Below are 13,325 nucleotides of genomic sequence, written 5' to 3' on the forward strand. Positions count from 1 at the left end.
TTCAAGCCGCAGCTGCCAGTTCGATCTCCCTCGGTGACTGGTAGCCGAGGGTCGAGTGGAGCCGGCAGCTGTTGTACTCCATCTCGATATATTCGACGACATCGCGCCGTGCTGCCTGGCGGGTCCCATATCGCTGGTCAGCCAGCCACTCGCTTTTCAGTGAGCCGAAGAAGCGCTCCATGACGGCATTGTCCCAGCAATTCCCCTTGCGGCTCATCGAGGCCTGGAACCCGTGCCGATCCAGCGTGGCTCGGTAGTCATGCGATGCGTACTGACTGCCGCGGTCGCTATGATGGATCAACCCGCTCTTGGGCTGCCGCCGCCCTACGGCCATCTCCAGGGCGTCCAGAACCAACTCCGTGCGCATGTGATCCGCCATCGCCCAGCCCACCAGCTGCCGGTCGTGGAGGTCGAGCACCGCCGCCAGATAGAGCCACCCTTCCAGCGTCCAGATCGCGGTGATGTCGGCCACCCAGGCTCGGTTCGGTTCCGTCACCATGAATTGGCGGTTCAACAAGTTAGGCGCCACCGGCAGGGTGTGCTGACTGTCGGTCGTATGACGCCAGCGTCGCCGCTGTCGTGCCTCTACGCCGGCTTTCCGCATCAGGCTGCGAGCCTGGTAACGGCCGACATCGTAGCCGCGGCGGCGCAGTTCTCTGGCCAGGCGGCGGCTGCCATAGCTGCCACGCTTCTGGAGATGAATCTCTCTGACCTCTCGGAGTAGGGCCTGACGAGGGTCATCAGAGCCACGCCGTCGCCAGGCATAGAAACCGCTCCGGCTGACCTGCATGACTCGACACAACACGGCCACGGGATAGGTGGCCTTCTCCGACTCGATAAACTGGTATCTCAGCTCGACTCTTTGGCGAAGAAGGCCGCCGCCTTTTTTAAAATATCCTTTTCAATCTGAAGCTTACGAACTTCTGCGCGAAGCTTCTTGATCTCGGCGTCGCGATCATCCTCCTGCCGCCCCGGGGTGCCGGAGACCTGCTGACGGTGCTTGCGGCACCAGCGGTCCAGTACGCTGCGCTCCACGCCAAGGCGCCGGGCGGCCTCGGATACGGAATACCCCTGATCGATCACCAGGCTCACCGCATCCGCCTTGAAGTCATCGGAAAACCGACGTCGAGTCTTCTTGGTCATGAACACCTCCACTGCCTCCATTATGAGGCTTATCGGGGTGTCCGCTCCAATTGGACCACTTCAGCGCGGCTTGCTTGGCTCAGCCGTTAAAGCCCATTTGGCTAGGTTGCCGCAGAGCACATACTTAACTGCACAGAGTGAAAATCTCTACGCGGCGGGCATTAAAGAGCTGGTGCTGCTTGGCTATGGCATGAGCTGGCTGCCTGAGCGCAACGTGGCCGCAGAGCTTGCTCAAGGTACGCTGGTAAGAGCAGGCGATAGCCGTTGGGATGTGCCGATGGAACTACGGCTCTATCGCCATCAAAGCCACCACCACGCTGAACTCGACGGTTTCTGGAGTGAACTCGCCACTCCACGCACTTGAAGTCGTCTTTGAGAAAGCTTAATTGAGAAAGGACACGGTTTGCATGTCGAGCACTCTTTTTAACTTGCAACTCGATCATATAGCCCACCTTCAGCGCGCCTATGCGTCGATGTTGAGCGAACATGGATTAGATAGCCTAGCGATTTATAGTGGTCATGCCAGCGTGCATTTTGCTGACGATCATACGCCCCCCTTTCAGACTTACGGCCATTTCATGCACTGGGTGGGCTTAGCCGATGTACAGCATAGTTGGCTGATTATTCAGCCAGAAAAACGCCCACAGCTATACTTGTATGCACCCGCTGATTTTTGGCATTTACCCACTCATCTTCCCGAAGAGCCTTGGGTGACCGCCTTCGATGTTCACTTTTGCAGCGACAAAATCACACCACCCTTGATCGGTAATGCGGCCATTATCGGCGATACTGACCAACTCTCAGCTAGTCATCAGCAGACGATGCACGCCGAACGTCAGCCTGAGCAGCTGGTGAATTCACTGGATGAATTGCGGCTATTTAAAACGCCCTATGAGATTGCCTGTATTCGTGAAGCCAATCGCCTAGCGATAGCGGGCCATCAAGCAGCGCAAGCAGCGTTTATTGGCGCCTCCGGTGAACTGGATATTCAATTGGCTTACTTAGGTGCCAGTCGTCAGCGCGAATCAAACGTACCTTACCAAAACATCATCGGTTTAAATGAACACGCAGGGGTACTGCATTACCAGCATTACGACCTAAATGCGCCTAAACGGCGTTACAGCCTGCTAGTAGATGCTGGACGTCGGTTTCGAGGTTACTGCGCTGATATTACTCGCGCCTACGCTGGCCCCGATGCACCTGCAGCGTTTGGCGAACTGGTCACAGCCATGCATGATTTGAAAGATGAGCTTGTGAAAGGTGTGGCGCCAGGCGTTAGCTTTATTGCCCTACATGAGCAAATGCATCAACAGCTAGCTGATATATTGGTGGCCCACGGTTTATTCAAAGGCACCGCAGAGCAAGCGGTTGCTGAAGGCGTAACACGAGCCTTCTGCCCTCATGGGTTAGGTCATTCGCTGGGGCTACAAGTACACGATGTAGCTGGATTGCGTCACCCAGACGGCACGCCAGCACCAGCCCCAGAAAAGCACCCAGCACGTAAGCGTCCATTCCGCGACGTTCTGCCACCCCGCTAAAATTCGCCCTAAAGTAACCTCACAGTTTCCAACACGAGGTTATCGCCATGAGAAAGCACCGCACACCCGACCAGTGGCAGGCTTTGGTCAATCAGCAGCGTGACAGTGGTCTGTCAGCTCGGCAGTTCTGCGAACAAGAGAACATTGGTTACGCGAGTTTCTGCAACTGGCGCAAGCGCCTGTCTGATCCGTCGGCCGATGATTCGGCTGGATCCGGTGAAGCCAGCTTTCTGGATTTGTCGTCACTGATGGACACATCGCAATCCTCCGGCCCAGGCTGGAACATTGTGCTCAGCCTGGGCAATGGCGTTGAACTGCGGCTGAGCCAGAACGGGTGATCGGGCTCGATAGTCAGGCCCGGATCTGGCTGTGCACCGAGCCCACCGATATGCGCAAATCGTTCCGGGGCCTGAGTGCCCTGGTCCGGAATCAGTTGAAGCACGACCCTCTCAGCGGCCAGTATTTCGTCTTCGTCAATCGCCGCAAGACTCAGATGAAGATGCTGTATTTTACGACCACCGGTTACTGCCTGTGGGCCAAGCGCCTGGAGCAGGGGCAGTTCCGGGTGCCATTATCTGCCTCGGGGCAGCGAGCCCTGACCCTGACGGATCTGCAACTGCTGATCGATGGCATTGAGGTGCAGAAATACCGCCAGTTCAAGCGTTTTCGAGGGGTATAGAAGACGGACTTCCGGTATAATATCGGTCATGAATTCAACGGCTTCTGATCCTTGTCCCAATGCATCGTCCTCCTCGGCTCTGGCCGATGAGAATGCACTGCTGCGTGAGCAGGTCCAGATCCTGCAGCGCCAGCTGGACTGGTTCAAGAAGCAGCTGTTCGGCCCCAAGTCCGAGAAGCAGGTGTTTGATCTGCCGGGCCAGAACAGCCTGTTCCAGCCCGATGAAGCACCGCTGCCGGAGCAGCCTGCTGGCGAAGAAAAACGCACCATCAAGGCCTATCAGCGCGGCACCGGCAAAAAGCAGCGGGACGACGACTGCTTGAATGACTCCGGTCTGCGCTTTACCGCCGATGTGCCGATGGAGGTCATTGAGCACCTGCCACCGGAACTGACCGGGCCGGAGGCTGACCAGTACGAAGTGATCGGTAGCAAGACCACCTACCGGCTGGCCCAGCGTGCCTCCAGTTATGTGGTGCTTAAGTGCGAACGCCCGGTGTTCCGGCGAAAGGGGGCCGAGAAGCCGGTGACGACTCTGGCTCCGTTCAACGTGCTGGACAACAGCCTGGCCGACGTCAGCCTGCTGGCCGGGCTGCTGGTGGACAAGTTCCAGTTCCACCTGCCGCTGTATCGTCAACACCAGCGCATCCAGCAGGCCGGTATCACCGTCAGTCGCAGCACCCTGACGAACCTGGTCAAGCGTGCCATCGACCTGTTGCGACCCATCGTGGATGCCCAGACCGACAATGTGCTGCGCAGTCGGGTGCTGGCCATGGATGAAACGCCCATCAAAGCCGGTCATCAGGGCCGGGCCGGCCCGCAAAAGGGCAAGATGAAAACCGGCTGGTTCTGGCCGTTATACGGCGATGCCGACGAGGTGGTGTTCACCTACTCGAACAGCCGTGGGCGTGCCCATATCGAAGAAGTACTCAGCGAATCGTTCAGCGGCACCCTGATCAGTGACGGCTACGCGGCCTATGCCCGCTACGCTGCCGCTCAGGAGAGCGTCACCCATGCCCAATGTTGGGTGCATGGTCGCCGTTATTTTATCGAGGCACAGAAAGATCACCCGGAGACAGTCACCAACGCGCTGCAACAGATCGCCAAGGTGTACCGGAATGAAGAGGCCATCAAAACCCAGGGGCTGACTGGCGAGAAGAAACGCCAGTACCGGTTGGATCACTCGAAACCGGTGGTCAGCGACTTCTTCCAGTGGTGCCGGGATCAGTTGGCACAAGGCGGCCTCGTGCCCAGCGACCCGCTGACCAAGGCCCTGAACTACGTGCTCGGTCGCGAAGCGAGCCTGACCGTGTTCCTGGAAAACCCGGACGTGCAGCCAGACACCAACCACCTGGAACGGGCGCTACGCCCCATTCCAATGGGCAAGAAAAACTGGATGTTCTGCTGGACCGAACTGGGCGCGGAACACCTGGGCATCATCCAGAGCCTGATCAGCACCTGCAAGCTGCACGATATTAACCCCTACACTTACCTGGTGGACGTGCTGCAACGCGTCAGTCAGCATCCCGCCAGTGAAGTGGCGAACCTGACTCCACGGCGCTGGAAAATCCGGTTCGCCGAGAATCCGCTACGGGCTCTGATCGATCCCCGTCATCCGGACCGACAAGCCACGCAACTCACACCGGTGGAGGTCGTCCATGCGCATTGAGGACATGAGCATCGACGAGTTGCTGGAACTGAACCAGTACATCTGCCAGCGCATTGATGAACTGCAAGAACAGGAAACCCTGCAAGCCTTGAGTCGGTTGCGGGTTGGTCTGAAAGTGACCTTCGAAGGCCGAGAAGGACCGGTGTTGGGGATCGTCACCAAGATCAACCGCAAGAGTGTGATCGTGCTGGGCGAGGAAGGCAGGAAACAGTACAAGGTCTCGCCGGAGTTACTTAGGCCTCTGCGTGACGTGAAGTAGGTCAACTACGTCGTAGGATGAACGCTTACCCCAGCACTGCGGTTAACGCGTACGCTGCGCCCAGGTATGGTCGTGACCATAGAGCCAGGGCTCTATTTTATCACTATGCTGCTCGCCCCTCTGCGTAGCACATCACTGCCCATTAACTGGCTACTAATTGATCAGCTCTCACCCTGTGGCGGCATCCGCATTGAAGATAACATCGCGGTCACAGAAAGCGGTTTTGATAATCTAACGTAATGCGCTATTTTTCCGCTCCCTAAACGAGCAACGCCCGGCAAAAGGCCGGGCGTTGGATAACCACAAAACATGTCAGTACTCGATTAGAAGCGGTAAGTAACACCGCCGCCAATAGTAACCGGTTCAATGTCGACTTCACCGCCAACGTTGATATCGGCGTTCACATCCGCGTAGCTTGCGTAGCCATTCAGCATGATGTTATCAGTCACGGCCAGATCAATACCCACCTGACCAATGGCGCCGTAGCTTTCATCAACGCTCAAGCCGCTCGGCTCGCTGGAGAAATGTGTGTAGTTAAGACCAGCACCTACGTAAGGCTGCACGCGTGAATCCAAGCCGCCCAGCGGGTAGTAGTTAACCAGCAGGTTAACCGGCAAGCGATCAATACTGCCCGCTCCCACACCGGCTACACTCAAGTCGTGCTCGAATTCTTCGGAGCTGTTCAGCTCAACACCGACCTTATCGGTAAACAGGTAACCCACGCCATAGGTTAGTCCGCGCGCTTCATCAACACTTAATGAATCACCGGCTACATTGCCATTATCTGAACCCGTATCCGTCTGGGCAACGCCGCCACGGACAAATACATCGCCAGCGTTATAAGCAAGAGCTGCAGAGCTTGCCAGAGTGAAACCAGCAGTGATTACAGCGGCAGAAATCAGTTTCATATTACTCATCAGGGTCGTCCTCATTATGCAGCGCGCAGTTCCTTGCGCTTAGGGATTGCGATTCTTGCTATCCAACTTCCTATACAGTATATAGTATAAAAACAGTGTTTCCAAATATCTTGTGAAATATTAATATAAGTAAATTAGCCCTGATGTTTTTTTAGGCATAAAAAAAGTCCCCCGAAGGGGACCCAGGTGGAGCACGCCAGCTCACTCGATGTATCGTGCGGCTAAACCGCAACGATGTAGCAAAGAAGGGAAAGCACCAGCTCAATCATAGGTCGCTCTATTCATTTGCTGCTTACTCTTTATATTGCGAACGGCGTGCCACTATATTTTTAATATATATAAAACAATTACTTATAAAATTCAAGGGCAATTCAACATTTAAATAGCGCTTTCACACACTGCAAAGCGCACCAACAACGCGCATTTTACTGGCTGATTGCCTCAAAACGAGACATGGTTACTGACAAACTTGATTTCGACCACCACGTTTAGCGCGGTATAGCGCTTCGTCTGCTGTCACAAGCAGCCTTTCCCGTTCCTCATCTAGCACATCGACACTACATACCATCCCCGCTGAAAGCGTACAGGCAAACTCAATGTCGCCTTGTCTAAAGCGCAAGCGTGAAAAATATTCCCGTATGTTTTCCAGTTTTTTCCACCCATCCTCTGCTTCACAATATGGAAGAACGACTAAAAATTCCTCGCCCCCATAGCGACCTATGATGTCCGTTTGACGCAAACGCTGACGCAGGAGTGTGGCAACAGAAGCAATTACGACATCGCCTACCGCATGACCGTACGTATCGTTAACTTTTTTGAAATGGTCAATATCTATCATCGCTACTACTACTGGGTACTGCTGCCGGTAGGCACGAGCAATTTCGTTGATGGTGGCGCTTTTATGCTCAAACCTCGCGGGTTAGATGACAGCACATATAATTTATCGGGAATTGTGCAGCTAAGCTTAATTAATTAGTCTAAATGTATGCATTAATTCATCGGCTGTCGCTGGTTGTATCGATATTTCACATTCAGACGGCTGCTACTTTCAGCCGCGCCACCCACTATGGAAAACATTGATGACCACACCTCAAACCATCTATATCACTGGCGGAGCCCAGGGAATTGGCCTCGGTATCGCCCACACGCTGCTCACCGACGGCTACCGCGTCGCCATTACCGACATTGATGAAGAAGCTTTAAGCGCAGCCTCTGAGCGGTTGCCCCACCGTGAGAACCTGCTAACACTAATGGCGGATGCCAGCGATGAGGCGCAGGTAGCTAGCAGCCTCGAAAAAGCCACCAGCCATTTTGGCCAGTTAAACGGCATCGTTCATAACGCAGGTATTGCAGACCCCTTCAATGGCCCGGTGGAGCAGCTTTCGCTAGAGACATGGCAGGCCTACTTAAACACCAACCTCACCGGCGCCTTTTTGTGTGCCAAACATGGCGCTCCCTACTTACGCCCGCACGGTGGCAGCTTGGTGCTCATGGCCTCTTCCCGTGCACTTCAATCCGAGCCGGATACCGAAGCCTACGCCGCCAGCAAAGGCGGTATCGTCGCCCTTACTCATGCGCTGGCCATCAGCCTCGGCCCTGATATTCGCGTTAACGCCATCAGCCCTGGCTGGATTGAAGTTGGCGACTGGCAAAAGCCCAGCCGCCAGCAACCTGTGGAGCACCGTGCCGTTGACCTCGAGCAGCACCCGGTGGGGCGGGTTGGCACCCCCGAAGATATTGCCGCGCTCACCCGCTTTCTACTCTCCAAAGAGGCAGGCTTTATCACCGGCCAAAATTTTGTGGCCGATGGCGGTATGACGCGCAAAATGATCTATGCCGAGTAGCGGCACCGCCCATCAAAAAGATCCCATTAAAAAAGGCCATCCGCGGATGGCCTTTCGCTTTTCAAGAACGTACCGCTAAGGCGTGACGATAATCTTCACCTGCGCCTTATCGCTCAACAGGGCTTCGAAGCCCTCCTCCACGATATCCGCCAGCGGAATGCGTTGAGTGACCATATCCTCGGCGCGGAAGTAGCCCCGCTGCATCAGCGCCATCACCGCCGGGTACACATGACGATAGGCAATAATGCCTTTCATGGTGCGCTCTTTAATCACCAAGTCGTTGGGGTGAAAGCTGGCCTCTCCCTCCCAAATACTCACCACCACCACTTCGCCGCCCTCGTGAGTGCTGTGCAGCGCTTGGTTGAGCACGGCGGGAATGCCGGTCACTTCGAAGGCCACGTCCACCCCGCCGCCGCTCAAGGCGTGAAGCTTTTCCACCGCGTTTTCTTGCTGCGGGTCGACAACAATGGCTCCCAGCGCTTCGGCTTTAGCCTTACGGGATGGCGCAACTTCCACCGCATAAATCTGTGCAGCCCCTGCGGCTTTAAGCGCTTCGATGGTCATTAAGCCAATCGGCCCCGCACCAAACACCACGGCGCTATCCCCGGCTTTGAGGCTGCTCTGGCGCACTGCATGCAGCGCAACCGCCGCAGGCTCTACCAGCGCCCCCTGTTCAAAGCTGAGGTCATCCGGCAGTTTGTGCACCATGTGTTCACCCATCACGGTGAACTCCGAGAATCCGCCGCCTCCGCCAGAGAGGCCGTGAAAGCCGAGCAGCGGCGTCAGGTTGTAGCGCTCCATCTGGTAAGCGCCATCCTTGTTAGGTGACAGAATCGGCTCAATGGCCACACGGTCGCCTACTTTGACCCGCGTCACTTTCTCACCAACCTCCACCACTTCGCCCGCAAACTCATGGCCCATAATGATCGGTGCCTGTTCACCGCTAATGGGGTGCGGTTTGCCTACCGGAATAAAAATCGGCCCGGCGGCATACTCGTGTAAATCGCTGCCGCAAATACCGCAGGCGGCGACTTTCACCTTTACCTCATGGGGGTCGTTGATGGTAGGCACCGGCACGTGTTCAACGCGCAGATCTTTGGCGGCATACCATACCGCGGCCTGCATCTGTTGCTGATTCGTCAACTGACTCATAAGTATCCCTTCTTGTTAATACAAATGGCTTTCAAGACACATGGTGAACCGGCTGCAGCCCATAGACAGGCGTTTCCAGCCCTTCCATACGAGCCTTTAACTGCAGCGCCAAATAGTGCGAGTAGTGCCGGGACTGGTGCAGGTTGCCGCCATGGAACCACAGCGCCTCCTGCTGGGTGGGCTTCCACATATTGCGCAGCTCGCCCTCCCAAGGGCCGGGGTCTTTGGTGGTATCAGAGCCTAAGCCCCAGCATTTACCCACTTTATCGGCCACTTCCTGGGAGATCAGGCGGGCAGCCCAGCCGTTCATCGAGCCATAGCCGGTGGCGTACACAATGAGGTCTGCCGGTAGCTCGCTACCATCGGTCAAGGTAATGGAGTGCGGATTAATACGCTCGATGCCAACACCGCTGCGCAGCTTAATATCGCCATTGGCGACCAGATCGCAGGCCCCCACATCGATGTAGTAACCCGAGCCGCGGCGCAGGTACTTCAAAAACAGGCCAGACTCATCGTCACCGAAATCGAGCATAAATCCCGCGTCTTCGAGTTTTTGGTAAAACTCAGCGTCGCGCTGTTTAATCGCCTCAAACGCCGGGCGCTGGAAATCGGGCAACACCTTATAAGGAATGGAAGCAAAGATCAGATCGGCCTTTTCATGGGTAAGCCCGCCTGCCACCGCCTCTTCCGAATAAAGCGGCCCCAGCACTTCTTCCATCAAAGAATCCGACTTGACGATATGGGTCGAGGAGCGCTGGAGCATGGTGACATCGGCATCGTGCTCCCAGAGCGCGGCGGCAATATCGTGGGCCGAGTTATTCGAACCAATAATCACGCACTTTTTGCCCGCGTAAGCATCCGGCCCTGGGTGCTGACTGGAGTGCTGCTGTTCGCCCTCGAAGCTCTCCGCGCCTGCAAACTTGGGCACGTTGGGCATACCGGACATCCCGGTAGCCATCACCAGCTGTTTCGGGCGTAGCGTGATCTCTTCGCCGTTGCGCTTCACGTTCACGATCCACTCGCCTGCGGCTACATCGAAGCGTGCATTGTCGCAGGTGGTGGAACTCCAATAATTGATCTCCATCACCTTTGTGTACATTTCCAGCCAATCGCCCACCTTGTCTTTCGGTGCAAACACCGGCCAGTTCTCCGGGAAGGGGATATAGGGCAGGTGGTCGTACCACACCGGATCGTGCAGGCAGAGCGATTTATAGCGGTTGCGCCAGGAGTCCCCCGCGCGCTCATTGCGCTCGATGATAATGGTCGGCACGCCCATCTGCTTTAGCCGCGCCCCCAGGCCAATTCCACCCTGGCCGCCACCGATAATCACGCAGTAAGGCTGCTGTTTGTAGCCCAGCTCGGCTTCCTCGCGCTCCCGCGCTTCCAGCCAGGTTTCCCGCTGTTTGTTGGCACCGTGCTCTGCCCCTTTTGGCCGGTGGTGATTGCGCGGCTCTGGAAAATCATCCAGCGCCTGCATGGTGGTGAGCAGTGTCCAGCACTTGCCGTTCTTCAGGCGCAAGTAACCCTTGCCGCTAGCCACGGCTGTTTTAAAGGTGAACCACCCCTCAATGGTATCGCCGTTTTCGCTAGCCTCCCCTTCCAGCTGCCACTGGGTGGGCTGGGTATGGGCCAGCGTGGCATCGAGCATCGCCTGGATATCATCTTTGCCTTCGCAGGTTTTTAAATTCCAGGTAAAGGTAAGAAAGTCACGCCAATAGCACTCGTCGTTAAACAGCGATAGCACGCGCTGAATATCCTGCGCTTGCAGCGCCTCATCAAAATCATGCAGCCATGCGTTGACGGTGCTGGTAGCGTTTTGTGGTGTGCGTACTTGTGTGTCAGTCATCGCGGGTACTCCAGGGTCGTTGTTGTTGTTGAATTGTCGATAAGACATCCAACCCTAAGCACCCGCCGTGCCAAATACGCCAAACTATCAATAAGCAATTGAAAAATAAAAACAATGTAGTTTAATCTGCTTTCGCTAAGGCGTTGTAAAACACGTACACCTGTCACGCCGTTTACAGTCAAACGTTACAGGTGTAACGCACGACTAACGGCGCAACACACTCACGTTGACACCTCTCTCAGAGCGCATAGGCTTGAAGAACAACAACAAGCCCCAGAGCGTAAAACGCCATGCCCACTCAGTCGCCACCTGCACGGCTTCAATCCGTTCAGCGCCAGCATATCGAGCATATTTTCCAGCTCGGCGAAGGCTTGGAAATACCACAGCTACCGGCTCAACCCATGATTCGGCGCTCCTGGCTGCGCTGCCTGAACGAGTACCAGCTCGACCCCACGCAGCCACGCCCTGCCCGCGTGGTGCCTCAGCAAACACTCATAGAACATCGTGAATCCGTCGATGAGCTGCTGCACGTTGCCCGCGCCGGGGTCGAGCAGCTTTACGGGCAAATCGCCCAACTGGGCTACGTGCTGCTGCTCACCGACCATCGCGGCATTACCGTCGAGTTTCGCGGCAACCCAAATCAAGACCAGCAGCTGCGCAAAGCGGGCCTCTATTTAGGTGCCGATTGGGACGAGCGCTTCGCGGGGACCTGCGCAGTAGGCACCTGCCTTTACGACCGCCAAGCGATCATTTGCCACCGTCAGGAGCACTTCGACGCTACGCACATATCATTGACCTGCACCGCCGCCCCCATTGCCGACCCGCAGGGCAACGTGATGGCCGTGCTGGATATCTCGGCGCTGCAATCGCCTGCCCAGCATGAAAGCCAGAATTTCAGCCTATCGCTGGTCACGCTTTACGCCCGCATGATCGAAGACGCCTACTTCCTTCAGCGTTACCGCGACTGTTTGATGGTGCGGCTGGATACCTCCCGAGAGTTTGTCCATGTGAATGGCCGCGGCCTGATCGCCATTGAGGAGAACGGCCAAGTGATCGCCGCCAATGCCGTTGGCCGTGAACTGATCGCCGACCATCAGCGCCGCTGGCCGCCTTGGGCTGCACAACACGCGACCATGCTCAGCGAGTTGTTTGAATGCGAGATTACCGATGTATTGAGTATTAATAGCGCCACTGATGACCAGCTTCGTGCGTTCCGTGCCCGCGCCAGCAACGCCATCTACTTTATTAGCCTGCTGGAACCCCGCAGGCCGCGCACTGCCCCACCGAATAAGACAACTTCCACGCAGCCCAAGCCGCTAGCACGGCTAGGTGCTGACGACCCCGCCATACGCAAGCTGCAAAAACTGGCCGAACGGCTGCGTAACGAAGCCAGTGTCAACGTGCTGATCAGCGGTGAAACCGGTACCGGCAAAGAGGTCGTCGCCCGCGCCCTGCACGACAGCGGCAACCGCGCAAAAGGGCCTTTTATTGCGGTGAATTGTGCCGCCATTCCCGAAGCGCTGATCGAAAGTGAGCTGTTTGGTTACGAGCCCGGCGCGTTTACCGGCGGGCGGGCAAAAGGCATGCGCGGGCTCATCCCCCAGGCCCATGGCGGCACGCTGTTTTTAGATGAGATTGGCGATATGCCGCTGGCCCTGCAAACCCGCCTGCTACGGGTACTCGCCGAGCGTGAAGTGATGCCGCTGGGGGCGAACAAACCCGTCAAGGTCGACCTCCGCGTGATCACTGCCACCCATCGCCATATCGACAAGTTGATTGAGGAGGGAGCCTTCCGCGAAGACCTCTACTACCGATTAAACGGCGCCCAGCTGCGCTTGCCACCACTGCGCGAGCGGGCCGACAAGCTCTACGTGATTCGTCAGGTGTTTAACGATGTGGTCACAGAACGCGGCGGCAGCCCATCGCCCCGCCTACGAGCCGATGCCATCAGCGCCCTGCTCGCCTACGCCTGGCCCGGCAATATTCGTCAGCTTAAAAACGCCCTGGCGTTTGCCTTAGTGACTGCCGAGAGCGATGAAATCACCGTTTACGACTTGCCCGAACAGTGCCTGAGCCAGCGCATTACCCACACGCCTTCGCTAACCACCCCTGCGAGGGAAACCGCCGATAGTCATCTCATCACACAGCTTCAGCAGCATCAGTGGAATATCAGCGCCGTTGCCCGCGAACTGGGCGTTTCACGGCCAACGGTGTATCGGCAAATGCAGCGCCAGGGCATCGTGCCGCCAAATAAGGCCTGACGACTGACAGCCCTACCGCT

Annotated in this window: 12 protein-coding genes and 2 pseudogenes; 9 read left to right on the forward strand and 5 right to left on the reverse strand. The window is 56.5% G+C overall.

Annotated elements, in window-relative coordinates; translation table 11 throughout:
* Position 1: 1 nt before the first annotated feature.
* A protein-coding gene (locus ACWI0H_RS12795) for an IS3 family transposase (RefSeq protein ID WP_485873610.1) occupies positions 2–1,143 on the reverse strand; the annotation gives its coding sequence in 2 pieces (ribosomal slippage) (positions 2–882 and positions 882–1,143; 1,143 coding nt in all).
* A 61-nt stretch (positions 1,144–1,204) separates the two neighbouring features.
* On the opposite strand from ACWI0H_RS12795, the pseudogene ACWI0H_RS12800 reads away from it, so the two are divergent.
* From ACWI0H_RS12800 to ACWI0H_RS12830, 7 genes and pseudogenes are all read left to right on the forward strand, one after another.
* A pseudogene (locus ACWI0H_RS12800) lies at positions 1,205–1,507 on the forward strand (LysR substrate-binding domain-containing protein); the annotation flags it as partial.
* Between the two features lie 43 nt (positions 1,508–1,550).
* On the forward strand, positions 1,551–2,681 hold the full coding sequence (pepQ, locus tag ACWI0H_RS12805; RefSeq protein ID WP_485873611.1) for a Xaa-Pro dipeptidase: 1,131 nt from the start codon (positions 1,551–1,553) through the stop codon (positions 2,679–2,681).
* A 47-nt stretch (positions 2,682–2,728) separates the two neighbouring features.
* Complete coding sequence (gene tnpA, locus ACWI0H_RS12810; RefSeq protein WP_172416383.1) at positions 2,729–3,019, forward strand: IS66 family insertion sequence element accessory protein TnpA; 291 nt, start codon at positions 2,729–2,731, stop codon at positions 3,017–3,019.
* A complete protein-coding gene (gene tnpB, locus ACWI0H_RS12815; RefSeq protein ID WP_004578760.1) occupies positions 3,016–3,360 on the forward strand; it encodes an IS66 family insertion sequence element accessory protein TnpB in 345 nt (114 codons plus the stop codon). The genes tnpA and tnpB overlap by 4 nt, the downstream gene beginning before the upstream one ends.
* Positions 3,361–3,388: 28 nt before the next feature.
* Positions 3,389–5,026 (forward strand): IS66 family transposase, encoded by a 1,638-nt coding sequence (tnpC, locus tag ACWI0H_RS12820; protein ID WP_172416382.1) that lies wholly within the window; start codon positions 3,389–3,391, stop codon positions 5,024–5,026.
* Positions 5,016–5,285, forward strand: a complete 270-nt coding sequence (locus ACWI0H_RS12825; RefSeq protein ID WP_062375866.1) for a hypothetical protein — start codon at positions 5,016–5,018, stop codon at positions 5,283–5,285. Before tnpC ends, ACWI0H_RS12825 begins: the two co-directional genes overlap by 11 nt.
* 30 nt (positions 5,286–5,315) lie before the next feature.
* Positions 5,316–5,525, forward strand: a pseudogene (locus tag ACWI0H_RS12830) (M24 family metallopeptidase); the annotation flags it as partial.
* An 83-nt stretch (positions 5,526–5,608) separates the two neighbouring features.
* On the opposite strand, the gene ACWI0H_RS12835 reads toward ACWI0H_RS12830, so the two are convergent.
* The gene (locus ACWI0H_RS12835) at positions 5,609–6,202 is read right to left on the reverse strand and encodes an OmpW/AlkL family protein (protein WP_336274518.1); all 594 of its coding nucleotides are present in this window, start codon (positions 6,200–6,202) and stop codon (positions 5,609–5,611) included.
* A 457-nt stretch (positions 6,203–6,659) separates the two neighbouring features.
* On the reverse strand, positions 6,660–7,091 hold the full coding sequence (locus tag ACWI0H_RS12840; protein WP_336274558.1) for a GGDEF domain-containing protein: 432 nt from the start codon (positions 7,089–7,091) through the stop codon (positions 6,660–6,662).
* 190 nt (positions 7,092–7,281) lie between these two features.
* On the opposite strand from ACWI0H_RS12840, the gene ACWI0H_RS12845 reads away from it, so the two are divergent.
* Positions 7,282–8,046 (forward strand): SDR family oxidoreductase, encoded by a 765-nt coding sequence (locus tag ACWI0H_RS12845; protein WP_336274517.1) that lies wholly within the window; start codon positions 7,282–7,284, stop codon positions 8,044–8,046.
* A 75-nt stretch (positions 8,047–8,121) separates the two neighbouring features.
* Here ACWI0H_RS12845 and ACWI0H_RS12850 read toward each other — a convergent pair whose 3' ends face one another.
* Both ACWI0H_RS12850 and ACWI0H_RS12855 read right to left on the reverse strand, forming a co-directional pair.
* On the reverse strand, positions 8,122–9,198 hold the full coding sequence (locus tag ACWI0H_RS12850) for a 2,3-butanediol dehydrogenase (RefSeq protein WP_336274516.1): 1,077 nt from the start codon (positions 9,196–9,198) through the stop codon (positions 8,122–8,124).
* A 31-nt stretch (positions 9,199–9,229) separates the two neighbouring features.
* Entirely contained in the window at positions 9,230–11,044 is a 1,815-nt protein-coding gene (locus ACWI0H_RS12855) for an NAD(P)-binding domain-containing protein (protein WP_485873612.1), read from the reverse strand.
* Between the two features lie 290 nt (positions 11,045–11,334).
* On the opposite strand from ACWI0H_RS12855, the gene ACWI0H_RS12860 reads away from it, so the two are divergent.
* Complete coding sequence (locus ACWI0H_RS12860) at positions 11,335–13,305, forward strand: sigma-54-dependent Fis family transcriptional regulator (protein ID WP_485873613.1); 1,971 nt, start codon at positions 11,335–11,337, stop codon at positions 13,303–13,305.
* The last annotated feature ends 20 nt before the right edge of the window (positions 13,306–13,325 follow it).

The sequence above is a fragment of the Halomonas sp. NYA30 genome, from assembly GCF_976980765.1.